General features: G+C 52.1%; 21 protein-coding genes and 1 pseudogene. 11 read left to right on the top strand and 11 right to left on the bottom strand.

The features are described from left to right. Positions 1–243 precede the first annotated feature (243 nt). The 3 genes from AC2FAK_RS02910 to crrC all read right to left on the bottom strand — a co-directional run bounded on the left by AC2FAK_RS02910 (position 244) and on the right by crrC (position 4792). Complete coding sequence (locus AC2FAK_RS02910; RefSeq protein ID WP_095454507.1) at positions 244–3339, bottom strand: multidrug efflux RND transporter permease subunit; 3096 nt, start codon at positions 3337–3339, stop codon at positions 244–246. 35 nt (positions 3340–3374) lie between these two features. Further along, positions 3375–4277, bottom strand: coding sequence for an ABC transporter six-transmembrane domain-containing protein (locus AC2FAK_RS02905; RefSeq protein ID WP_040022219.1), 903 nt, complete (start codon positions 4275–4277; stop codon positions 3375–3377). Between the two features lie 128 nt (positions 4278–4405). Next, a complete protein-coding gene (crrC, locus tag AC2FAK_RS02900; RefSeq protein ID WP_028027998.1) occupies positions 4406–4792 on the bottom strand; it encodes a colistin resistant protein CrrC in 387 nt (128 codons plus the stop codon). 315 nt (positions 4793–5107) lie between these two features. Between crrC and AC2FAK_RS02895 the strand changes: the two genes are divergently transcribed. After that, positions 5108–5812 (top strand): response regulator, encoded by a 705-nt coding sequence (locus AC2FAK_RS02895; RefSeq protein ID WP_020690953.1) that lies wholly within the window; start codon positions 5108–5110, stop codon positions 5810–5812. Further along, positions 5809–6876, top strand: coding sequence for an ATP-binding protein (locus AC2FAK_RS02890; RefSeq protein WP_029883563.1), 1068 nt, complete (start codon positions 5809–5811; stop codon positions 6874–6876). The genes AC2FAK_RS02895 and AC2FAK_RS02890 overlap by 4 nt, the downstream gene beginning before the upstream one ends. Before the next feature lie 12 nt (positions 6877–6888). Here the strand turns inward: AC2FAK_RS02890 and AC2FAK_RS02885 are convergent, their stop codons facing one another. The 7 genes and pseudogenes from AC2FAK_RS02885 to AC2FAK_RS02855 form a co-directional block, all read right to left on the bottom strand. After that, positions 6889–7803 (bottom strand): ATP-grasp fold amidoligase family protein, encoded by a 915-nt coding sequence (locus AC2FAK_RS02885; protein ID WP_095454506.1) that lies wholly within the window; start codon positions 7801–7803, stop codon positions 6889–6891. Positions 7804–7999: 196 nt separating this feature from the next. Continuing rightward, positions 8000–8806: a putrescine export ABC transporter ATP-binding protein SapF gene (gene sapF, locus AC2FAK_RS02880; protein ID WP_013096393.1), complete on the bottom strand. Its 807-nt coding sequence runs from the start codon at positions 8804–8806 to the stop codon at positions 8000–8002. A 1-nt stretch (position 8807) separates the two neighbouring features. Then, positions 8808–9800, bottom strand: coding sequence for a peptide ABC transporter ATP-binding protein SapD (gene sapD, locus AC2FAK_RS02875; protein ID WP_013096394.1), 993 nt, complete (start codon positions 9798–9800; stop codon positions 8808–8810). After that, on the bottom strand, positions 9800–10690 hold the full coding sequence (gene sapC, locus AC2FAK_RS02870; RefSeq protein WP_013096395.1) for a putrescine export ABC transporter permease SapC: 891 nt from the start codon (positions 10688–10690) through the stop codon (positions 9800–9802). Before sapC ends, sapD begins: the two co-directional genes overlap by 1 nt. Continuing rightward, positions 10677–11642, bottom strand: a complete 966-nt coding sequence (sapB, locus tag AC2FAK_RS02865) for a putrescine export ABC transporter permease SapB (RefSeq protein ID WP_095454505.1) — start codon at positions 11640–11642, stop codon at positions 10677–10679. The genes sapC and sapB overlap by 14 nt, the downstream gene beginning before the upstream one ends. Then, positions 11639–13279 carry an ABC transporter substrate-binding protein SapA gene (gene sapA / locus AC2FAK_RS02860; protein WP_038419595.1) on the bottom strand — a complete coding sequence of 547 codons (1641 nt, stop codon included), beginning with the start codon at positions 13277–13279 and terminating at the stop codon, positions 11639–11641. The genes sapB and sapA overlap by 4 nt, the downstream gene beginning before the upstream one ends. Before the next feature lie 66 nt (positions 13280–13345). Continuing rightward, positions 13346–13510, bottom strand: a pseudogene (locus AC2FAK_RS02855) (site-specific integrase); the annotation flags it as partial. A 470-nt stretch (positions 13511–13980) separates the two neighbouring features. Between AC2FAK_RS02855 and AC2FAK_RS02850 the strand changes: the two are divergent. From AC2FAK_RS02850 to AC2FAK_RS02835, 4 genes are read left to right on the top strand one after another with little or no spacing between them, the layout of a single operon-like run. Beyond that, positions 13981–15705 carry a type I secretion system permease/ATPase gene (locus tag AC2FAK_RS02850; RefSeq protein WP_276307899.1) on the top strand — a complete coding sequence of 575 codons (1725 nt, stop codon included), beginning with the start codon at positions 13981–13983 and terminating at the stop codon, positions 15703–15705. After that, positions 15698–17011 (top strand): HlyD family type I secretion periplasmic adaptor subunit, encoded by a 1314-nt coding sequence (locus AC2FAK_RS02845; RefSeq protein WP_013096399.1) that lies wholly within the window; start codon positions 15698–15700, stop codon positions 17009–17011. The genes AC2FAK_RS02850 and AC2FAK_RS02845 overlap by 8 nt, the downstream gene beginning before the upstream one ends. A gap of 2 nt (positions 17012–17013) precedes the next feature. Beyond that, entirely contained in the window at positions 17014–18372 is a 1359-nt protein-coding gene (locus AC2FAK_RS02840) for a TolC family outer membrane protein (RefSeq protein WP_095454504.1), read from the top strand. A gap of 27 nt (positions 18373–18399) precedes the next feature. After that, a complete protein-coding gene (locus AC2FAK_RS02835) occupies positions 18400–20133 on the top strand; it encodes a polyurethane esterase (protein WP_095454503.1) in 1734 nt (577 codons plus the stop codon). Positions 20134–20189: 56 nt separating this feature from the next. Here AC2FAK_RS02835 and pspF read toward each other — a convergent pair whose 3' ends face one another. After that, positions 20190–21167, bottom strand: coding sequence for a phage shock protein operon transcriptional activator (gene pspF, locus AC2FAK_RS02830; RefSeq protein ID WP_047023082.1), 978 nt, complete (start codon positions 21165–21167; stop codon positions 20190–20192). 166 nt (positions 21168–21333) lie between these two features. Here pspF and pspA point away from each other — a divergent pair, with 166 nt between their 5' ends. From pspA to AC2FAK_RS02805, 5 genes are all read left to right on the top strand, one after another. After that, complete coding sequence (gene pspA, locus AC2FAK_RS02825) at positions 21334–22002, top strand: phage shock protein PspA (RefSeq protein ID WP_013096403.1); 669 nt, start codon at positions 21334–21336, stop codon at positions 22000–22002. A 54-nt stretch (positions 22003–22056) separates the two neighbouring features. After that, positions 22057–22281, top strand: a complete 225-nt coding sequence (gene pspB / locus AC2FAK_RS02820; RefSeq protein ID WP_013096404.1) for an envelope stress response membrane protein PspB — start codon at positions 22057–22059, stop codon at positions 22279–22281. After that, positions 22281–22640, top strand: a complete 360-nt coding sequence (gene pspC, locus AC2FAK_RS02815; protein ID WP_095454502.1) for an envelope stress response membrane protein PspC — start codon at positions 22281–22283, stop codon at positions 22638–22640. Before pspB ends, pspC begins: the two co-directional genes overlap by 1 nt. 12 nt (positions 22641–22652) lie before the next feature. Beyond that, entirely contained in the window at positions 22653–22874 is a 222-nt protein-coding gene (gene pspD / locus AC2FAK_RS02810; RefSeq protein ID WP_013096406.1) for a phage shock protein PspD, read from the top strand. Between the two features lie 209 nt (positions 22875–23083). After that, on the top strand, positions 23084–24769 hold the full coding sequence (locus AC2FAK_RS02805; protein ID WP_095454501.1) for a sugar phosphorylase: 1686 nt from the start codon (positions 23084–23086) through the stop codon (positions 24767–24769). Positions 24770–24772 lie beyond the last annotated feature (3 nt).

The following is a 24772-nucleotide window of genomic DNA, read 5'->3' as shown; positions in this document are numbered from 1 at the left end:
TTTGCCTTGTAATTCATAGCGTTACAGGCAGTATTTCAAAATTATTCGAAATCAGCTCGAAATTATAGCCCACTCACTGCCCCTTGTGTCACGCTATTTCTCGCGAATCTCCCGGGAATGAACACGCGTAAGGGGCTGATATGGGAAACGCGGCTGTGAAAATTTCGGCATTCGTCCAGTATATCATCCGGCGTCAGGTTCACCTCATCCAACCAGCGTCGAAGCGTGATCCCATAAAGCGTTTCACCTTTTCCTGGCCTGCTCGATGAAACGCGCGACGACAATAAAGAAAACCGGGACGAAGAAAATGGCGAGAAATGTACCGCTAATCATACCGCCGAAAACCCCGGTGCCAATGGCATGCTGCGTGCTGTCACTTGCGCCACGGGCCAGCATTAACGGGACAACCCCTAGCGTAAAGGCCAGTGAGGTCATCAGAACAGGTCGCAAGCGTTGCCGGGCAGCCTGTAGCGTTGCTGCCACGATTGTTTCCCCCTCCCGCTGCAACTGCCTGGCAAACTCGACAATCAGAATGGCGTTTTTTGCAGACAGCCCGATCAGGGTGATCATCCCCACCTTGAAGAAAACATCATTTGTCATGCCGGCAATGTGTACGGCCGCTACCGCGCCAATAAGACCCAATGGCACGACCAGCATAACCGCGAAGGGTATAGACCAGCTCTCATAGAGCGCGGCAAGAACCATAAACACAACGAGGATCGACAGCACAATAAGGCCGGGAAGCTGTGACTCAGACGCTTTCTCCTGCAATGAACTCCCGGCCCATTCCCCTGCGATACCCGCAGGCATCTCTCTTGCCAGCGCTTCCATGGCTTTCATTGCCGTACCGCTGGATTCACCCGAGGCGGCACTTCCTGTAATGCGTATCGCAGGATAACCCTGATAGCGGTTCAACTGCTGGGGCGCAACGTTCCATGAAAGGGTGGCAAACGTAGAGACCGGCACCATCTGTCCCGTCCGATTTTTTACCGATAAGGCTAACAATTGTTCGGGCTGCATGCGGTAGGGCGCATCGGCCTGAACAATCACCTGTTGAACGCGGCCGTTATTGGTATAGTCATTAACGTAACTGGAGCCCGTGGTCACAGACAGGGTTTGATTAATTTCGTCAAACGAGACGCCCATGGACTCGGCTTTTTCCCGGTCGATCTGAATCGCCAGGCTGGTGCCATCCGGCAGGCCATCTATGTAGACATCATTCAGTTCAGGCCGTTGATTTGCCTGCTGAACAAGGTCATCCGCAGCCTTTTTTAGAGCCTGATATCCCAGTCCTGCCCGGTCCTGCAGATAGTAAGTAAATCCGGATGAGGTCCCCATATCCGAAATCGCCGGAGGGAGCAGGCTCATCGTCACGGCATCAGAAACGCTCTCCATGCCCGACTGGATCGCGTTTGCTTCATCCTGGGCGGTGATCCCCTGACGGTTTTTCCAGTCCTTAAGCGTGGTAAAGGCCATGGCCGAGTTGGGGCCAGAACCTGAAAAGCCAAAGCCCAGAATCATAATGTTGCTCTCAATCGCCGGTCGCGATGCAATTTCCTCTTCAAATTTTTCAACCACTTTAAGGGTACGCTGTATGGTTGCATCAGACGGCAGTTGCAGGGATGACATAAAGTAGCCCTGATCTTCATCCGGCAGAAACGAGGAGGGCAAAGACGACAGGCCAGCAAACAGGGCAGCGCAAAGGGCAACATACAGCAGCAGCATGCGGCCCGTTCGTTTTAATACGGCGCCCAGGCTGGAGGCATATACCGCCGTGAGGGCGTGAAAATGCGCGTTAAACCAGGTCGCAAATTTCCCGGCGCCTCTCTTGTTCGCCTCATGGGGCTTGAGTAACGTGGCACAAAGCGCGGGTGTCAGCGTCAGCGCCAGAAAGGCCGATAACAAAATGGAAATGGCCATTGAAATACAGAATTGTCGATAGATGATCCCCACCGATCCCTCAGCAAAGCCCATCGGGATAAACACCGCCGTGAGCACAAGCGTGATACCCGCGATGGCAGGGGTGATTTCCTGCATGGCCTGCCGAGTGGCTTCGCGCGGTGAAAGCGCTTTTTCTTCCATCAGTCTTTCGACGTTTTCAACCACGACGATGGCATCATCAACGATAATACCGATTGCCAGCACCATGCCGAACATGGTCAGGATGTTGATGGAATAACCGCTGAGCAGCATGATCGTAAAGGTGCCCAGGAGCGCCACGGGGGCGACAATCGCCGGAATAAGCGTGCAGCGTATCTTGTGCAGAAAAAGCAGCATGACCAGAAACACCAGCACCATCGCTTCAACAAACGTCTGTACCACCTTCATAATTGATAGCTTTACGAAGGGTGCCGTATCAAAAGGGACGGTGAAGGTCATTCCCTCCGGAAGCACGTGAGAGAGCTCATCAATGCGCGCCCGCACGCCTGAGGCGGTACTGATGGCATTCGCTCCCGGGGACAGCTGGATTGCGGCTGCCGTCGCCGGGACGCCGTTTTCGCGAATACCGTACGCATAGCTTTGCAAGCCGGATTCAATGCGGGCAACGTCCGACAACTGCAGGCGGGCCCCTGTGGTATCGGATTTAAGGGTAATATGGCGAAATGCCTCGACCGAAGAAAGTTGTCCTTTGACCGTAATCGGATAAGTCACTCCCTGGCCTTCTGTTGCCGGTTCATCGCCCGTTCTGCCGGGGGAAACAATGGTATTCTGCTGGCTGACCGCCGTAAGCACATCGCTCACCGACAGCCCATAGCTGTGAAGCTTCATCGGATCGAGCCAGATACGTAGCGCTTTCTCCCCACCAAAAAGCTGGACTTTGCCAACCCCCGGCACGCGGCGAAGCTCATCGCTAATATTTCTGGCAAAATAATCGCTCAAATCCGCTTCCTGAAATTTCCCTGAGGTGGATTTTAACCCCACCATCATCAGAAAACCGGCGTTCGCCGCCTCGACGTTAATGCCGTTTTGCCGGACCGACTGGGGCAGACGCGGCTCGACAATTTTTATCTGATTCTGGAGATCCATCTGCGCCAGTTTAATATCTGTGCCTGGCTTAAACGTCACCGTAATTGAGGCTGAACCGGTGGTGTCACTCGAGGATTCAAAATAGAGCAAATTATCCACGCCGGATATTTCACGTTCGATAAGAGAGACGACCGATGTATTCATCACATCAGGGCTGGCACCGGGATACGAGACAGTAATGATAATACCCGGCGGTGCAACGGCCGGATATTGCGCAACCGGCAGTCGGGGGATAGACAACACGCCCGTCAAAACAATAAAAAGCGCGACGACCCAGGCGAAAACAGGACGATCAATAAAAAATTGCGGCATGAGGATTACTTCCAGTCAACTAACAGTGAAACGCATTACGGGTGCAGTGCCTCGTCATCGGTCGATACCCGTTTACCGATGTCTCTGAGCTGTGAAAATTTCTCAAGGAGTTGCGGGGCGTCATCCAGGCTTGTCGCAAACATCCACATATAGGTCATCACGGAGTAAATATGACCCGCCGTAATTCCCGTCGAGTGGGTCATCAGGATAATGGTCAGCGTAAAAAGCAGGGCGATCAGCGAACCAATCAGTAAATATCCCCACGCTTCGCGGTCAGAGAGCGCAATACGTAAGTGTGCAAGCGTAGAATAATGACGTTTGAGGGTCGCAGAGCCCGCTTTATGTACATAATCCACCTCTTTCTCGAGGCGGTTATTGAGGCGTCTGAACAGCAATTCATTCTTATGGGTGAAACCGGAAACAAATCCCATCAGGATTAAGACGATGATGGCGCAGACGATGCCAGCCCAGAATTCAATGATCAGCAGCATAATGGCTGCACCAAAAAGCGAACTCATTGAGGTAATGAGCATGGGCAGATGCATTTCAAAGAAATCCACGAACTCACGCGATAAGGTAACTCTCGCCGCGATTGTCGAATGATTAAGCTGGTATTTTCGCTGAGCCAGCACCACAGAGACCGCAAGCCCGGCGTAAATCCTTGCGAAGGTGCGCGTGTCCACGCTGCGCCTGGCGGCACCAATGCACCAGATAAACAGGACCATTAGCCCATACAGTGCAGCGCTCACGGTATCCCCGGCGAGAATGGCATTTATCGCGATCCCCGCAAGTACGGGATAGAGTAAAAAGGTCACATTTTCGGCAATAACCAGAAAGAAGGTAATAAACAGCTTCTTGCGGTGCCGCACGGCAAGTGCCTTGAGCGAGCCAACAACCCCGGAAACGACCGGAGGACGATGAGTATTTTTAAGGATCATATTTTTCGAGTTATTAATGCCAGAGAGCAGGGGAATTCCGTCAGGAATTTATCCATTAACCGTTACTTTATACAGCGCATGTTTAGTACTGATGTGCGATTTGTGGAGGCTATATGGAGACAGTAAACTTAAATCATCCTTAACATGAGATAAATGGGTGAGCCAACAAAAAATATAATGAGAAAACATTCGCAGTAAAACACCAGATCGGCAATATCAGGTGCGATGTTTAACAAAATACTGAAAATGATGATCAGGTAGATAAAAATCAATGCCAGGCACAGGGCCATGACAAGGAGTTCCGTCAATCCGCCTCCTTTATGTTGAATCGCAAGAAAAAACGATGTCGCTGCGATACAACCATAAATAACAGGTGAGGAGATAATGGTTGCCGCCACTTTTTCATCGACTTCATGTATCAGGATCATCCAAAGATGCAATAATCCCCACGATACAATAAGAAACAAACATGACGTGCCAACGTTAGCAGGTGAGACATATCTATTAATATTCATGGTGAGTGTCTTCGGGTATTAATGAAAGCAATTGATAGACCGGGGTGCGTGCGAGAAGTTCAACGGTTTATTCTCTTTGGTCGTTTTTTTTCTGAATAAAAAAGATTACGTCTGTATATGGAGTATTTATTTCCGAAATGTGGAGGAAGTGTGGAGACAATAACCTAAGGGGGTTCGGTTGTGGCAGAAATGTTTATAAAAAGTCGTCGCCCAACGGCACTTTTTTGTCGTGCGTGGGTCTTAGACTTTTATAAAATGACGTATAGCGTATTTTCTCAACATAATAGAGACGCTTTCAGTTCCTGTGGAGATAAAATGTACAAAAATAATTTAATCCTTGTCGCCGAAGATGAAGATGAAATCGCCGATATACTGATGAGCTACCTGCAGCGGGCTGGGATGAAAACGTTAAGGGCAACTGACGGTGAGCAGGCGATAAACCTGACGCGTCTGCATAAACCGGATCTCATTTTGCTGGATATCCAGTTGCCGGTATTTGATGGCTGGAGCGTTCTTACCACGCTGCGCCGGGAGAGTACGGTGCCTGTTATTATGGTCACCGCCCTCGATCAGGATGTTGATAAACTGATGGGATTGCGCCTGGGCGCTGACGACTACGTGATCAAGCCTTTCAATCCCTCTGAAGTTGTCGCGCGAGTCGAAGCCGTACTGCGCAGGACGAAGGCTCACGTTCAACAGGTGGCTGCAATGCCGCTCAGGACGCCCTTCATCACGGTCTACCCGGATGATTTCTATATAGAAGTTACGGTGGGGGAAGAGGTGGTTTGCCCGGTATTGACCACCACAGAATTTAAATTGCTGACTTACCTGGTCAGGAACCCAAGAAAGGTCTGCTCCCGTGAGGAATTACTTAACGCCTGCCTGCCGGAAGGCGATACCTTAGACAGAACGGTCGACAGCCACATGAGCAAACTGCGTAAAAAACTGGAGCTTGCAGGTCTTCATGGTGTGCCAGAAAGCATTAGAGGAATGGGCTACCGGCTGGGAGAAAAGAAATGAGCAGAGAATCTGTTCTGAGCCGCCAGATTCTGACCTACATGTTAACGCTGGCGTTGATGATTATCGCCATCGCTATCCTGGGGTCCTGGCTGTTTTACAGCTTCGTACTCGATTACCTTCCGGGCGGCGTAGCGGCCGGTAACGATGAAAATATGACGATGTGGGACTGGGTGTGGATCGTGACGGTCTCTGCAATCAGTGTGATGATTTCCCTCTTTTTAACCGTAAAGCTGTCATCGCGCATCCTCACGCCATTAAACGCGGTAGCCACAAGCCTGAAACGCATCTCGCAGGGCGAGCTGGATGCCAGGGCCTGGTGCGCCAGTTCCCGGCTTGGCGAGATAAATCATCTCGTCAACGACTTCAACGAAATGGCTGAAAAATTACAGACGCTGGACAGTCAACGTAAATCCTGGAATGCGGCGATTGCGCATGAGTTGAGAACGCCCGTCACGATTTTACGCGGGCGGCTTCAGGGGCTCGTCGACGGTGTTTTTACGCCGGAACCCGTTCTGTTTAATAACCTGCTTAAACAAACCGAAGGGTTGGCGCGGCTGATAGAAGATCTCCGGGTTGTCAGTTCAGACGGCGGTGCCGGTTATACGTTATACAAGAGTGAAATCGATCTGAAGGAAACCCTCGAAACGGCGCTGGAAACCTTCAGACCCGAGTTTGAGCGTAAGCAATTTACTCTTCGTACCGAACTTAAAGCCCAGCGGTGTCTCTGCGATCCGCTACGTATTAATCAGTGCTTAACCGTGCTGTTCGACAATGCGCTGCATTATTCGACATCACGTAAACTCATCGTAAAAAATGGCGTGTTTGGCAGAGAAAATTACATTCTGATTCAGGACGAAGGGCCGGGCATTCCCCGCGAATTTCATGATTTTCTCTTCCAGCCCTTTCAGCGGGATAAAGGGGCCAGACAATTGAATCCTGAAGGGTGTGGTTTAGGGCTGTCGGTGGTCAAAGCCATCATGTCTGCGCACGGTGGCGATGTCACCTATGTGTTGACGAAGCAAAACCACTCCCTCTTCAAATTAACCTGGCCGAACGCGTCGTAACTGCGAACAGGCTCAAATGAGCCTGTTTGCGACGGGCGTCATTTGCCACATTTCACCTAACCTGGCATCCCATTCCGGCGGCGTGATAGCCAGTTTGCCCCGTTTCGGGCTTAACGTTATCTCGCTGAAGTAGATCTCGTCCCGGGTGAGCATGAGGTCGACACGGCAATAGTCAATCCCCAGGGCCAGCTCTTGCGCCGCCAGCAGCGCTTCCTGATAAGAGGCGGGCTTGGGTATGTCCTGCGGAGTGTTGGGATATTCCATCTGGAAAGGCTGCAACTGCCAGTGGCGATCGTAAACGTTGATAAAACCATTGCCGTTTTCATCAGTGAAATCAGCTTCCATAAACTGCGCGACACCGTGGAAACAATGAATCCTCAACATTTCGGGTGTTGTGTTTTTGTCCGCGTCATTAAAGAGATCGATATACTTCTCGCACAGAATAACAGGAGGGATGTTTTTATATTGCCACTCCCGTGTGGTGTAATATAGATTTCTCTTTAATGCCAGCCGAAGCTTGTTTTGCGATTTTTTAAGGTCAAATTCAGCTTTGTTTGTGCATATGATCGCGCTTCCACTGTCATGGTTGCACTTTAACACAAATTTATGCGGCAGTTTCGTCATGTCGATGTGCTCAACGCGACGGTATACGCCAATCAATGGAACGATTTTCAGACGTTGCGTTCTCGACAGGACATATTCCCGCACAGCCAGTTTATCCGCCAGCATCGTATAATGCGCATTATGGTCATAGACCAGACGATGACAAATTTTTTCGTTCAGGGTAGCAGGTGATTTTATATCAAATGTGTCGCCGTGGGTTGCTTTGAGACGGGACAGATGAAAGTTAATGTCTGATATTAAATAAGACCGACACTTCCTGAACAGATACTCAAGGTGTTTTAAATAATATGTGGTTTTGTTCATTCTTTCCTCCGAAATATCTGCATATTCTGAAGGAGAAGGATTGATTCTTATTGCCTGGAGTATGGAGGAAAAATGGAGAGCCGCTTATAAAGCGGATGGCGATGTGCAACGCAAAACAAAAGGATTAAACGTCTGTTTAATCCTTTGAAGTTCTGAGTCGAAATATTCGCTGTCGCGGGAGACGCCTGACGGGCGGTTACCGATCCTTTCTCCATGCATCAGCAGTTAGCGCTTCACCAAAATGTCCGGCAATCAGGCGTTTTGTTAAATCGTGGAGTGGGGAGGCCAGCACATCCGCCGTGCTGCCGCGCTCGACAACTTCACCCTGATGCATGACCATCACCTGGTCGCTGATGTGTTTCATCATGCCAAGATGTTGGGTGACGTAGATATAAGAGATCCCCTGTTTTTCCTGCAGTTCCAGCATCAGGTTAATTAACTGGGAACGCATCGACATATCCAGTGAGGCGAGGGCTTCGTCTGCAATAATCACCTTCGGGCGCAAAATCAGGGCGCGCGCCAGCCCCAGACGCTGCTTCTGTCCCGGAGCCAGCATATGCGGATAGTAACTTTCGTGATCGGGCAGCAGTCCGACCATACGCAGGGTTTCAAAGATACGTTTACGGCGAGCGTCAGGCTCCAGATCGGTATTCAGCCGCAGCGGGAAATCCAGGATCTGCGAAATACGCTGGCGCGGATTGAGCGAGGTGGAGGGATCCTGGAAGATCATGCGGATGCGCTGGCTGCGGAAGGAGTAATCGCCGAATGCCAGCGGATGATCGTCAATCAGCACTTCACCGCCGCTTGGCTCAACCATGCCCGCCAGCATTTTAGCCAGCGTGGATTTGCCGGAACCATTCTCGCCAATAATCGCCAGCGTCTGCTTTTCGCGCAGCGTAAAGCTCAGCGGTTTCACCGCTTCCACGGTCTGGCGATGGAACAGCCCGGTGCGGTAGCGAAAGGTCTTACTCAGGTTGCGTACTTCCAGTAAGGTTTCGACCATTTCACTCTCTCTCCATGTTCAGCGGGAAATGACAGGCGTAAAGATGGTTCTTCGCCCCCGTCAGACGCGGCGTTTCAATACATTTACGCTGAGCATACGGGCAACGTGGCCCAAGACGACAGCCTATCGGCAATGATTCCAGAAGCGGGATCGCACCCGGCAGCGTGTTCAGACGGCTCTTGTGCGGCATGGCGCTGCCAAAATCCGGGATCGCACGAATCAGCGCCTGGGTGTAGGGGTGGTGCGGCGTGGTAATCAGATCTTCACTGGGGGCGGTTTCCACCGTTTGCCCACAGTACATCACATCAATTTTATCCGCCCATTTGCTGAGCATTTGCAGGTCGTGACTGATCAGCAAAATGGTGGTGTTGTTATTCTGATTCAGCCGCGTCAGCAGACGGAATATCTGCGCCTGCGTGGTCGGCTCCATGGCGTTCGTTGGTTCATCCGCAATCAACAGGCGCGGCTGATTGGCCAGCGCGATGGCGATCATCACTTTCTGGCATTCACCGTCGGTGAGTTCGTAGGGGAAACTGCGCATTGCGTCTTTATGATCTTTGATCCCGACGCGGTGCAGCAGCTCAATGGCGCGGCGTTTGCGCCAGCCGAAACGCTGCCACCAGCGGCCTTTATAGGTCCAGCCGGGGATATTCTGCATCAACTGCTTACCTACGCGCTCGGACGGGTCAAGGCAGGATTGTGGCTCCTGGAAAATCATCGAGACGTTATGGCCCACCAGCTTGCGACGCTCGCGCGGAGAGAGGCGCAGCAGGTCAATATCATCAAACCGCATGCGGTCGGCGGTGACGCGCCAGTTGTCTTTCGCTACACCACAAATGGCTTTGGCGATGAGGCTTTTCCCGGAGCCGGATTCGCCCACCAGCCCGCGAATTTCACCTTCAGCAAGGGTAATGCTGATTCGATCGACAGCCTTAACCCAGCCCTCACCGGTTTTAAACTCGATGGTGAGGTTGCGGATATCAAGAAGCGGCATTATTGCACCCCCGCATTAATTGCGCGGCGAATACCGTCGCCCAGCAGGTTAATCAGCAACACGCTGACCATAATGGCCGCACCCGGTAACATAACTGTCCACGGGGCGACGTAGATAAGCTCCAGCGCATCGCCCAGCATCGCACCCCATTCCGGTGACGGCAGTTGGGCACCCAAATCGAGGAAACCCAGCGCAGCGATATCCAGTATCGCCATCGACAGGGCGCGGGTGATCTCGGTGACCAGCCCGGCTGCGATATTCGGCAGGACGGCAAACCAGAGAATATTCAGCGTGGTGGCACCGTCCAGACGGGCAGCAACAACATACTCTTTCTCCAGTTCGTCATGCACCATGCTGTACACAGAACGAACGATACGAGGCAGGATAGCCAGCCACACGGCAAACATGGCATGCATCAGGTGCGGCCCGGCAAAGGCCACCACAATGATCGCCAGCAGCAGCGACGGGATAGAGAGCAGGGTGTCCAGAATATGGTTCAGCACCGCCGAGCGCAGACCGTGGGTGGAACCAGCAAAAATGCCCAGCGCCAGACCGCAAACTGTGGCGGCAAGCGTCACCACAAACGCGCCACCCACCGTTGGGGCGGCACCGCTCAGCAGGCGGCTCAGCACATCACGGCCCAGATCGTCGGTGCCCAGGAAGAAGGAAACTTCCCCATAGCGCGACCACGACGGGGGCAACAGTTGATAGCCGAGGAACTGCTGGTCGATACCGTACGGCGCAAACCACGATCCAAATACGCACAGCAAGACCAGACCGGCGCAGCCGTACAGGCCGATCATTGCCGTGGTGTCACCATAGAATTTACGCCACACGGTACGTAGCGCACCGGGCGTGCGCTTTTCACTGTATACGCTATCGTAAGGCATACCATTCCTTATGCTTCAACGGGTTGGCCATTGCACCCAAAATATCGGAAATCACGTTAACAATAATCACCAGCGAACCAATCACCATGACGCCTGCTGAAATGGCGGCGTAATCCTGCTGACGAATGGCGTTAATGAGCCACCGGCCCAGACCTGGCCAGCTAAAGACCATCTCGGTGATCATCGCCAGGGTCAGCATGGTCGAAAACTGCAGCCCAAGGCGCGGAATGACAGGCGGGAGCGCGTTATGCAGTACGTGACGACGCAAGATAGTCAGGCGTGAAAGCCCGCGCGTGGCCGCAGCTTTAACGTAGTTCTGATCAAACACTTCCATGGTGCTCAGGCGCATCAGGCGGATCACTTCGGTGGTGGGTGCCACCGCAAGCGTTAGCACCGGCAACACCATATGACGCAGGGCGCTGACGATCATTTCGTGACGCCAGACGGAGTCAGAGAGCCATGCATCAATTATGGCGAAACCGGTCACCGATTTAACCGTGTAGAGGAGGTCAAAGCGGCCTGAAACCGGCAGCCAGCCGATCGTCAGAGAGAAGAACAGCGTCAGCAACAGCGCCAGCCAGAAAACCGGGATAGAAAAGCCGAGCAGGGCGAGGGCGCTGATAAATTTATCCTGCCATTTATTGCGATAAATCCCCGCCAGCATGCCCACCGGAATGCCCACCATCAGGGCAAAACCGAAGGCCAGAATGCAGAGCTCCATCGTGGCCGGGAACACGTCTTTCAACTGCTCAGAGATAAGCTGTCCGTTGATACTGGAGACGCCAAAATCCCAGTGCAGCAGGCCGTTGAACCAGAACAGCCAGGCATCCCACAGCGACGATCCCTGAAGCGGGGCGTGCGGCGTAAAGTAGCTCAGGCTGAAGCCCACGAAGGTCAGTAAAAAGAGCGTCACCAGCAGTAACAGGAGTCGACGCAAGGTAAAAATGATCATGGTTTTTTCACCTCTTGTTCTTTTTCACGGTCGACCCCGGCGAAGGAGGCGTTGCCAAACGGGCTGAGTACCAGGCCTTTAATATCGTAACGATAGGCCTGCAGACGCAGGGAAGAGGCCAGCGGCAGCACGGGCAGTTCCTTAGCGAGGATCTTTTGCGCTTCATCATAGGCATCAATGCGTGACGAGAGCTGTTGTGACGCCAGCGCTTTTTGCAGAACGGCGTCAAACTCGCGGTTGCACCAGTGAGCGTAGTTGGTCTGTGAGTTTATTGCCGCGCAGCTTAACAACGGACGGAAGAAACTGTCCGGGTCGTTACTGTCAGTCGCCCAGCCCGTCAGCGTGAGGTCATGGTTCATATCCATCAGGCGCGCTTCCTGGAAACGCCCTTCAACCGGAACGATGATCACTTTTACACCCACCTGCGCCATATCAGCCTGCAGCAGCTCGGCGGTTTTCAGTGGGCTAGGGTTCCATGCCTGAGAGCTGGTCGGTACCCAGAGCTGCAGCGTCAGGTTTTCAGCACCCAACGCTTTAAGCTGTTCGCGTGCTTTTGCCGGATTGTATTCCGTGATTTTGGCTTCACCGTCATACGCCCACGAGGCGCGCGGTAAAATAGAGGCGGCGGTTTCCGCGGTGCCGTAATAAATGGACTGCATCAAACGCTGGTTGTTAATGGCCAGCGCCAGTGCATGACGAACTGCCGGGTTATTCAGCGGCGGCTTATCGGTGTTAAAAGCAAGATAAGCAATGTTCATACCCGGGCGCAGCGTCAGGCGCAGGCGCGGATCGTCGCGTAAAATAGTGAGCTGGCTGGCGGCAGGCCAGGCCAGCACGTCACATTCGCCGGTCAGCAGCTTTGAGAGCCGTCCTGTACCGCCAGACCCGAGGTCGACCACTACCTGCGGCATCAGCGGCGTGCCGCGCCAGAAGTGTTCGTGGCGCTGCAGGCGAATATATTGTCCGGCGCGGTATTCGGCCAGCTGGAACGGACCGGTGCCGACCGGCTGGCGGTCAAGCAGCTCCTGACGATCCTGCTTGTTCAGCTTTGCCGCGTACTCAGCGGACATGACGGACGCATAGTGGGTCGCCAGATGCCAGAGGAAAGAGGCATCCGGGCGCGTCAGGGAAAATTCAACCGTCCGGTTATCCAGTTTGCGCACGCTTTTAACGGTGTCGGCAAACTGCAGGCTGTCGAAATAGGGGAAGTTCCCCCCGTTGACGTTATGCCAGGGGTGATGGCGGTTGAAGATACGCTGGAACGTAAAGACCACATCGTCTGCATTCAGCTTGCGCGTGGGGGTAAACCACGGCGTATGCTGAAACGCAACGTCATCACGCAGACGGAAACGGTAAGTTGCGCCGTTGTCCAGCACCTCCCAGCTTTCCGCCAGCTCCGGCACCAGACGGTAGGTGTACGGATCAACATCAAGCAGACGGTCGTAAAGCTGAGCGGCGAGAGTATCCACAATCAGGCCGCTGCCCGCTTTTTGTGGGTTGAAGGTATCAACCTGTCCGCTGACGCAGTAGACGAAGCCACTGTCACGAATATCAGGCTGCTCAGTTGGCTCGGGGGCAGCAAAGGCCTGGCTACTGAACAGACTGAGTGCAAAAAAGGACGATAAAACCAGACGCATAATTTTTAAGGTATGATATGTTAAGTGGCTATCTTACTAATATTAAACGAAATTATCCAGTGTCGTTTATCCCTGAGGGCATCCTGGGGGCAGTAGCGTTTGCAGTCGCTCATTCAGCATACCAACCTGATCGGCATTCATACCGACTCTCCACTTTGAATATACCTCATAAACCATCTTAGCATTTTCATGCCCTGTCTGACTCGCTATAAACGAAGGATTCGCCCCGACAGACCGTATGCGGTTAGCAATTGCGTGCGTGATTGGCTGATGGAACTCACGACAGACATCTTCCCGTTACCTCGCGATGCGATATTGAGTGGGCAATAAAACCCCATAATAAAGTGCGCGCTGTTTATCCTGTGCAAGCATGATGCGATGGCGTGAATTATTATTGAGTCGATGTATTACAATAAGAAATATTCACTAAACGTATACTTGCTTAATTAATGGTTGCGTTACGAGTAATGTTGATTTATATACTGACCCTCTGATTCTGCAATTTGGCAGGGCGAAAGAAAAAAAGAATAAAATGAATCATCATAACATCTAAGAAAATTACAGTTTTCTGTTGGGGCATACCGAACGGCACTGCGCCTGATTGTCTGCTTTTTTATATTTAATGTTAAATCTTTTTCATCATGGACGTCTCACGTCTTTCTCGTGGCATGAGAATTAACCAAAACATCAGAGGGTTAGGGATGATTGAACCTTTGGGGCTAATTAAGAATTTTGCACGCGTTCGCACGCGCATATTCGTGACGATTGCGTTTTTCTCATCGGTCATAAATATACTGATGCTGGCACCATCTATTTATATGTTGCAGGTTTACGATCGCGCGCTGTCATCCGGGAATACCACAACGCTTTTTATGTTGACGCTGCTGGTGTTATTTATGTTTGCCGTCATGGCACTCCTTGATTACGCGCGTGGCATCGTCATCATCCGATTGGGTAATCAATTTGATAATGCGCTTTCGCCTGCAATCTATACCGCTGCATGTGAAAGTAATCTCGTTAAGCACAGCCCGAATGCCGGGCAGGCTATCAGTGACCTCACCGTTATACGCCAGTTTGTTACCGGCCCGGCGTTATTTGCGGTTTTTGATTCCATTTGGTTTCCCGTTTACCTTGGCGTTATTTTTCTTTTTAACACCTGGCTCGGGGTGTTCTCGCTTTCAGGCGCATGTCTGCTGCTGGCCCTGGCGTTTATTAACGAAAAAACGACGCGTCAGCTTTTGAATGAAGCGGGGGGGTATGCCTTGATCTCAAATCACCAGGCTAACAGCTCCTTACAATCCGCTGAGACGCTGCATGCCCTGGGGATGACTGATAACGTTAAGGCGCGCTGGTGGCGCGGACATCAACAGTTCGTTTATTGCCAGAGTGCGGCCAGTGAACGCGCTGTATTGATGTCTGCCGTCACCAAAACCGTACGCATGGCGCTTCAGTCCCTGATGTTGGGGCTGGGCTGTTGGCTGGCGATTCTGGGAGATATCTCGCCGGGTATGATGATCGCGGGCTCAATTTTGCTCGGAAGAGCGCTGTCACCGGTGGAACAACTCATCAGCGTGGCGAAAGGCTACCGGTCAGCTCGTCTGGCATGGGAACGCGTGGTTCGTCTGACGGGAGACTTTCCCCCGGCGCAGGAGAGCATTCGCCTGCCAGCTGCGCAGGGAGTGCTCACGGTGGAGAATGTCACCGTTTTCCCTCCGGGAAACCCCCGGCAACCCATACTGCAAAACATCACTCTACGGGTAAACCCGGGTGAGGTGCTGGGAATTGTGGGAGCCAGTGCATCGGGGAAATCCTGTCTCGCCAGAGTGTTGTGCGGTGTCTGGCCTGCCGGAGAGGGGGACGTCAGGCTGGATGGGGCGGATATTTATCAGTGGCAGAAGCAGACGCCGGGTCCCGGAATCGGCTACTTGCCGCAGGACGTTACGCTTTTTACGGGAACCCTCGCTGAAAATATTGCCCAGTTTGGTGAGATTGATTCAACGCAACTGATCGCCACGGCAAAGCTGGCCGGGATCCACGACATGATTTTGCGTATGCCTGACGGGTATAACACCCTGACTGGCGAGCAGGGTATGGCCCTGTCGGGTGGGCAAAAACAGCGCATTGGCCTGGCCCGGGCGCTGTACGGCAATCCGGCACTGGTGATCCTTGATGAGCCCAACGCTCACCTCGATGAATCGGGTGAGCAGGCTTTGCAGCAGGTTATCCGGCGGCTCCGGCAGCAGAAAAAAAGCGTCGTCATCATTTCTCATCGTCCGGGAATATTGCCGCTGACCAGCCATCTGCTCGTCCTCGAAGGCGGAAAAACCAAGCTTTATGGCCCAACGGCACAACTCTTACAGCAGTCAGCTCGCCCGGTAAATAAGACAAACAGCGTCCCTGCTGAACAAGGAAGAGTCCATGCATAATAGCGATGCGCAGAAGACGCCCCTTGTTGACGTCGTTCCGTTTGTCCGCCTTGGCTGGGTAGTGTTGCTGGCTGGTCTGGGATCTTTCTTGCTCTGGGCGGCACTGGCGCCGCTGGATAAAGGTGTTGTTTCCACCGGAACCGTGGTGGTGGACGGCTACCGTAAGGCCGTACAGGCACCCACAGGCGGTGTGGTGACAAGCATCGCCGTCAGAGAGGGGCAGACGGTACATAAAGGCGACCTGCTGGTGCTGCTCAGCCAGCAATCGACGCTCGCCCAACTCTCCGCTGCGCGCCAGCATTATCTGACGTCGCTCATTGCTGAAAGCCGCCTTCAGTCTGAGCTGGCGGGCATGCAAACGCTGACCTTGCCCCCTGAGACAGAAGACGAAGCCCTGCGGGATGCGATCAAGCCCATTGTGGCTCAGCAACGCCAGCTTATGCATGCCCGACAGGAGGCGCTGAAAAATGCTCAGGAAAACGACGCTCAGGCCATTGCAGGGCTGGCTCGCCAGCGCGATTCGCTTGCCAGAACCTGCGAGACGAAAGCGCAAGGGCTCGCACTGTTAAATCGTCAACTCAAAGACCTGAAACCACTAATGGAAGAGGGCTATTTCCCCCGTAACCGCTATCTCGATATCCAGGTGCAATCGGCGTCTCTGGCGGGCGAGGTGGGTGAAACCCGCAGCAAAATCGTAGAGTTAGGGAATCAGATCGCCCAGCTCAAACGCGGCATGCAGCAGCGGTTGATTGATAACCGGAAAGATATTGAAACGCAAATTGACCAGCTTCGCCTGCAGGTCAGCGAGAGCAAAAAACAGCTGACGCTCTCCGGTGTCGATCTCTCCCTGACCCGCGTCGTCGCACCGCAGGATGGCGTGGTAATGAACCTCGCGCTTGCCAGCGACAGCGCGGTGGTGAGTGCGGGCGAGCAGCTACTGGAAATTGTCCCGCAGGCCTCCCCCCTGATTATCGACTCACAAATTGACGTCGCCCTGATCGATAAAGTCCATAAGGGCATGCCCGTTACCCTGATGTTTACCGCCTTCAACCAGCAAAGCACGCCGAAAATCCCGGCCCGGGTATCGCTGGTATCAGCGGATCGCCAGACCGATCCCACCACCCAGCAGCCGTACTACAAGATTCAGATCGCTGTTACGCCGGAGGGGATGAAAAAGCTGAAGAGCGAGGAGGTTAAACCGGGTATGCCAGTAGAGGTCTTTATTAAAGCCGGAGAGCGCTCGCTGTTGAGCTATCTGCTGAAACCCATTGTGGATCGTGCATCGCGGTCGTTCATCGAGGAGTAAAGATGCTTACCGCAAAATTCATACCTGTTGTGTATCTGCTCGCGCTGATGACGTCCTTTTCAGCAGGTGCGCTGACACTGACTCAGGGCTGGTTCATGGCGCTGGACAACGATCCGCAGTACCGCGCTGCCGTGAAGGATCAGCTTGCCGGAGAAGAGTACATCCCCATCGGTCGCGCCGGGTTACTGCCAAAAGTCAGCGTTAGCTATCAACGCGCACCGCGTAACTGGCAGCGACAGCAGTACCAGCAGACAAATTTGTTGGGGGAGCGTTCTGAGGTGGTGCAACATCAACAATATGACAGTTATTCGGGATCGGTTACCGTTGTTCAGCCGCTGTTTGATTACGATGCCTATGCGGGGTATCGCATCGGCATTATCAAAAAAATGCAGTCTGATGAACGCTACCGAAGCAGCCTGATTGATCTGCAAAACCGCTTCATTACCGCCTGGCTGGATCTTACCGAGGCGCATCAACGGCTCCAGCTTGCGACTCTGCATCGTCAGGGGCTAGAACAGCAGAAAAAGCAGGCTCAGCGACAGTTCGAGGCCGGTGAGGGCGCAGTAACGGATGTCACCGAGACCGCCTCTGCGCTCAGCCTGGCGATTGCGGATGAGGTGGAGGCGCGTGATACGCTGGATACGGCTAACGTTGCGTTATCAGCGATCGTGGGCGTGGATCTCTCGCAGACGGCAGCGCTACCGATACTCGGTGAAAAGCCGCTTAAGCTGCCGCTGGCATCAGGAGACTATCGATACTGGGAACAAAAGGCAGCCGCGCATAATCCCGATATTCTTTCTGCCGGACATAGCGTGGAAGAAAAACGCTATGAAATTGAACGCAGCCGCGCTGGCGCGCTTCCCCGGGTACAGCTTTACGCGATGCATTCGGAGAACGATTCAAGCAACGACAATACCATTCATCAGAAATATCGTACCGACAGCATAGGCCTGCGCGTCAGCATGGATCTCTTTTCCGGGGGCGGCGTTTCAGCGTCCCTGCGTCAGGCGGCGGCCCGCTATGAGCAGGCAAAATATCTTCATGATGCACAGCGGCTGGCGACCTACAGCGAAATTAAAAAATCCTTAAATAAATGCCTCCATGCGTCAGAGCGCCTTGCTGCCTATGCTTCCGCGGTGGACGCCGCCAGGCGTCAGATTGAAGCGACGAAAAAAAGCATTCAGGCTGGTCAGCGCATGAATATCGATTTATTAAATGCAGAACAATCTTTCTATAAAACCAAAGTTGAGCTTACTGCAGAAAAACATGCTGTCATTAAGGCATGGGTCAGTTTGCTCGCGCAGACGGGCGAAATAAACAATGATAACGTTATGTTACTTGATTCGTATTTTGCTCAATGATTGTTGATAATAAACAGAGGGACGACTATGCCTGTATTCGATTATCAGGGCGAGAAAAACACGCAGCTTATTAAGGATGCACTGACCATTGAAAGTATCAATTTTGGTGCAGCCACGTATGCGGATTATACCTATACAGAAGAAAATGGCTGGAAAGTATTAGATGGGACCACGCTTAACTACAGCGGCTGTACTAATCCCTATGGTGCTTTTTATGGCGAAAGTCTTCTTGAAACCAGTGCCGAATGCAATGTTATGGGAAAATATGACGCCAATGGCAAGCTGGTCAATATAGGCATTAGCTTCTGGGGGACGGGCACTTACGCCAGCGCGCCTTCACTTCAGCATACCATCAATACCGCGATGGATACCGTCAGCGACGTATTATCTGCACTGGTCGACGGCTATGCGGATAACTATGTTCTCAACGCGTATAAAAACCTCATGAGTTCGGTGGCCGCGTTTGCCACGGCAAATGGCCTGACCGGTAATGACATCATCATTACCGGACATAGTCTTGGCGGACTGGCTGTTAACAGCATGGCAACCCTGTCCGCACAGGGCCAATGGGGTGGTTTCTTTGAGGACGCAAGCTACGTCGCATTCGCCTCTCCGACTCAAAACCTGGCCGATGACAAAGTGCTTAATATTGGTTATGAGAACGATCCGGTATTTCGTGTGTTAACGGGTCATAGCTTGACGCTGGACAGTTTATTTAACCACGACACGCCGCTTGAAACCTGCACTAACAACATCGTCTCCTTTAATGATTACTATGCCGGCCTGACCAACGATTGTAAGATCTTTTCGATCGCGAATATGGCGTCCTGGGCCGGGCACTCCGGTCAGGGCTATACGGATGGTGCATTACGAATTATGGATTCTGAAATCTATGATTTCACCCATCAAAATTCCAATATCATTGTTTCTAATCTTTCTGAAGCATACCGTTCCACGACCTGGGTTTCGGATCTCAATAAATCCGTAACGCATGTGGGGTCGACATTTATTATTGGTACCGAAACAAATGATTTATTACAAGGCGGGAAGGGTAACGATTATCTCTGCGGTGGTGGCGGAGATGACAGTTTTAAAGATCACAGCGGCTACAACGTTATTTATGGTGGCGCAGGGACTAACACCTACGTAACGGAATGTCATATTGCCGATTTTACGTTTAGCCACGATGCAGAAGGGACGCTGTACTTTAAATATTCCACCGGCGATATTACACGGGCGGAAGATATCCATTACGTTAATGCAGACCACACCTTGTTCAGCCTGTTTGGTATTAACATCAACCAGAACGCGACATGGCAGGTCACGGATTATGGCTTAGAAGGTGACAGTGGCTCAATCGCGTATGCGAAAAGCTATTACGCCGATACAGAGAACAGCTTCACTATCTCGACCGCCAGTAATGACAGCTGGTTCTATTCAGGAGCCAATGACAGTGAGATCAGCGTAAACGGGAACAATAACAATGTGGTTTCCGGATATGCCGACGACGCCATCCACCTTAACGGCAGCGAAAACACGCTTCTCTTCTACGGTGATTTTGGTCATGACACGGTCTATAACCTCTCCGCCAGCGACAGCCTGATCTTTATGGCTAACCAGAACATTGCCGATAATGACAGCTATCTCAACCACCTGTCGTTTGAAGGTGATAATGCCTTACTCACCTGGGGCGACAGCAGCGTCACGCTGGTCGGTGTGAATACCGATATGCTTTCGCAGATGCATATTGCGGTAGCATGACTCTTATCCCCGCGGGATCCTCGCGGGGATAAATCCCGTCAGAATGGCTCTGCCCGTCAGCGCATCTGGTGCTTTTTGAGCAATGCTCTTAACTGGTGGTAGGTCAGCCCCAACAGTTCAGCTGCCCCTTTCTGGTTATATTTCGCCATCCTCAGGCTCTGCTCCAGTAGCTGTTGTTCCTGCTTATGCTGAAACTGGCGCAGATCGAGCGGGAGTGAGGGCCCATCGTTCGAACGCGCCGGGGCGGTAACAGATGGCGCGTTACGCTGAAAAGGATCGAGAATAATGTTGTCCAGTTCCGTTTCGCTGCTGCCGTGACGGTAGACAGAGCGTTCGACGACGTTCTTCAGCTCGCGAATATTCCCCGGCCAGGGGTAGTTAAGCAGCGTCTCCCGGGCATTATCGCTAAAGCCCGGAAAGAGCGGCAGACCCAGCTCACGGCACATCTGAATGGCAAACTGTTCCGCCAGCAGCATAATATCGCTGCGCCGTTCACGCAGCGGTGGAAGCTGGACGACGTCAAAAGCGAGGCGGTCGAGCAGGTCGGCGCGAAATTTATCCTCAGCCACCATTTCCGGAAGGTTGGCATTTGTCGCACAGACCAGACGCACGTTAACCTGTAGCGGCTGGCTGCCGCCGACGCGTTCCAGCTCGCCATATTCAATGACGCGCAACAATTTTTCCTGTACCAGCATTGGCGCGGTGGCCAGTTCGTCGAGGAACAGGGTGCCGCCGTCGGCACGCTCGAAACGGCCAGGATGGCGCTTTTGCGCCCCGGTAAAGGCTCCCGCTTCATGGCCGAACAGCTCGGTATCCAGCAGGTTCTCATTCAGCGCGGCGCAGTTAAGCGAAATAAAAGGACCATCCCAGCGCCCGGACAAATAGTGGAGTCGGTTGGCGATCAGCTCCTTGCCCGTGCCGCGCTCACCGATAATCAGCACCGGTTTGTTGAGAGGGGCGAGGCGTGAAACCTGCTCCAGCACTTCGAGAAAGCTGTTAGCCTCACCGAGTAAATTGTCTTTATATTCAGCCATGATGAAATTAACCACTCCTTAGCGAGATTCACCAGGTGAGCTTAGTTCCACTGTGATCGAAAATCAATCACATTCAGTGAAATCAATAAGATAAAAAGTTGGCACGGGAATTGTATTATCTGTACAGCAGGGCATCGCCCGATAACAGAAATGTGAGGATTGAATTATGGGTATTTTTTCTCGTTTTGCCGACATCGTGAACGCCAACATCAACTCGCTGCTTGAGAAAGCGGAAGATCCGCAAAAGCTGGTGCGTCTGATGATTCAGGAAATGGAAGATACACTGGTTGAAGTGCGTTCTACCTCCGCCCGTGCGCTGGCTGAGAAAAAGCAGTTAACCCGCCGTATTGAGCAGGCTACCGCCCAGCTTAATGAATGGCAGGAAAAAGCCGAACTGGCGCTGCGTAAAGATAAAGAAGATCTGGCCCGTGCCGCACTGATTGAAAAACAGAAACTGGCGGATATGGTTACCGCGCTGGAACATGAAGTTACGCTGGTGGACGACACGCTCACCCGTATGAAGAAAGAGATTGGCGAGCTTGAGAACAAGCTGAGCGAAACCCGTGCGCGTCAGCAGGCACTTACGCTGCGTCACCAGGCGGCAAACTCTTCCCGCGATGTACGCCGTCAGCTGGACAGCGGTAAGCTTGATGAAGCAATGGCGCGTTTTGAGTCCTTCGAACGTCGTATCGATCAGATGGAAGCGGAAGCGGAAAGCCACAGCATCGGTAAGCAAAAATCGCTCGATCAGCAGTTCGCCGATCTGAAAGCCGACGATGAAATCAGCGAGCAGCTGGCGGCCCTGAAAGCCAAAATGAAGCAAGACAATCAATAATAATTCATGCGGCACCTGAGCGTGCCGCCACGCATCGTACGACAAGGAGTACACATGAGCGCGCTTTTTCTCGCTATTCCCCTGACCATTTTCGTGCTGTTCGTGCTGCCGATTTGGTTATGGCTGCACTACAGCAACCGTTCTTCACGGGACGCCCTTTCCCAGAGCGAGCAACAACGTCTGGTACAGCTGTCCGATCAGGCGAATAAGATGCGTGAACGTATTCAGGCGCTGGAAGCTATCCTGGATGCGGAACACCCGAACTGGAGGGAGCGTTAATGTCTGGACTGAATCTGAATAAAAAGCTGTGGCGGATCCCACAGCAGGGCATGGTTCGCGGCGTCTGTGCGGGGCTTGCCCACTATCTGGATGTACCGGTTAAGCTGGTGCGCGTGGTAACGGTGTTATCGATTTTCTTCGGTCTGGCGTTTATCACTCTGGTGGCGTACATCGTATTGTCGTTTGTGCTCGACCCCATGCCGGAAGGTGAACTGGCTGCAGAAGGCGCACCGAGCAGTAGTGACATTCTGAACCAGGTGGATGCTGAACTGACCGCAGGTGAAAAGCGGTTGCGCGAAATGGAACGTTACGTCACGTCTGATACCTTTACGCTGAGAAGTCGTTTTCGTCAGCTTTAAGAGAGAACATAGATGAACAAAAACTGGCAACAGGCCGGTCAGAAGGTAAAACCCGGCCTGAAAATCGCAGGTAAACTGGTCCTGCTGACGGCGTTACGTTATGGTCCGGCAGGCGTGGCTGGCTGGGCAATAAAATCTGTTGCCCGTAAGCCGGTAAGACTGTTATTGGCCGTGGCGCTGGAGCCGCTGCTGCAAAAACTGGCCAAACGTTTTTCCCGTCGATACTTATCCTGATCCCCATGTATACCGCAGTCTTTCTCTTATGAGAGGAGGGCTGCTGGCATTTCTCTTCGTTTTCTCCCTTTTCTGTCTTTCTTTGCGGCAGCTCACATTACTGCGCTGAGTTGCCTTGAGAAGACGTTTTTACCCCCTCAGGTCCGTTGACAGATATTTTTCATGGGAGTAGATTGCGTTTCGTGGGACCGCTACCATGGAAAAGTAAAGTGAACGATAAAATTAAAAATTTAATCAATCTTGTTTACGGCGAATCGTTTTCTGAGGCGCACCGTGAAACACTGTCAGGGAAAATATCCAGAGCTGCTGCCGTTATTATCGAAAGGCGTAAACCCGGTTGGGATGAAAAAGATATCGTCCTGATAACCTATGCCGATCAGTTCTACAATAAAGGGGAGAAAGCGCTGCCTGTTTTTACCCGTTTTTATAACAGATGGCTTTCTCGTTCATTTTCTCATGTGCATCTTTTACCTTTTTACCCGTGGTCCTCTGATGATGGTTTTTCCGTTATCGATTACCATGACGTTGCGCCTGAAACGGGAACATGGCAAGACGTTGCTGAATTAAAACAATATGCCAGTTTAATGTTCGATTTTGTTTGCAACCATATGTCTGCGAAAAGCCAGTGGTTCGCTCATTATCTTGCGCAAAAACCGGGCTATGAAGATTTCTTTATTTCCGTGGATCCGCAAATCGATTTATCTGCTGTGACACGGCCTCGCGCATTGCCTCTCCTGACACCTTTTACACTTGATGACGGAAGCGTTCGGCATCTGTGGACGACCTTCAGCGATGATCAGATTGACCTCAATTTCGCCTCTCCTGAGGTGTTGATTGCAATGGTGGATGTGCTTCTCCATTACCTGATGGAAGGAGCGCGCTATATCCGCCTTGATGCGGTCGGTTTTATGTGGAAGATCCCTGGAACAAGCTGCATCCATCTTGAACAAACGCACCGTTTGATTCAACTCTTCCGCGCCATTACGGACGCTGTGGCACCGGGTACGGTGATCATCACTGAGACTAATGTCCCGCATAAAGACAACGTTTCTTACTTTGGTGACGGCAAGAATGAAGCCCAGATGGTGTATCAGTTCTCCTTGCCACCACTGGTTCTGCATGCCGTTCATCGTCAGGATGTACGGGCACTTTGTCAGTGGGCCTCATCGCTGGAACTGCCGTCAAAGCAAACCACCTGGTTTAACTTTTTGGCTTCGCACGACGGGATTGGACTTAATCCGTTACGCGGAATTTTACCGGAATCGGAAATTCTGTCGCTGGTAGAAACACTCCAGCAGGAAGGTGCGATGGTTAACTGGAAAAATAACCCTGACGGTACGCGCAGCCCGTATGAAATCAATGTAACCTATCTGGATGCATTAAGTGCTAAGAAGGATGAAGATACTCTGCGCATCGCCCGTTTTATTCTGGCTCATGCCGTTCTGTTGAGTTTCCCGGGTGTGCCTGCAATCTATATTCAGAGTATTATTGGCTCCCGTAATGATTATGAGGGTGTGGAGCGGTTAGGGTATAATAGAGCAATAAACCGAAAGAAATATCAGGCCGGTGAAATTGATCATAAACTCGACGATATTAATAGCCTTCGTCATAAAGTTTATTCTGGATTGAGTGCGTTAATTTCGTTACGCCGTCAGGAAAAAGCGTTCCACCCGGACAGTCAGGCGCGCTTTGAAACATCCGGGGAGCATGTTTTGAAAATAGTTCGCATTGCCGATAACGGCGAGCGAATTACAGCACTCTTTAATTTCAGTAATGATATTCAGCACGTCCCTTCAAATAGTCAGGCAGGAAAAGATTTAATAACCGGGAACAATATTAACGATACGACGTTGACCCTAAATCCATGGCAGGTTATGTGGATTAAAGAAAACTAAAAA

The organism is Enterobacter cloacae complex sp. 394F7 (assembly GCF_057320385.1).
The sequence above is the reverse complement of the archived record's forward strand: the minus strand, read 5'-3'. Positions and strand labels throughout refer to the sequence as shown.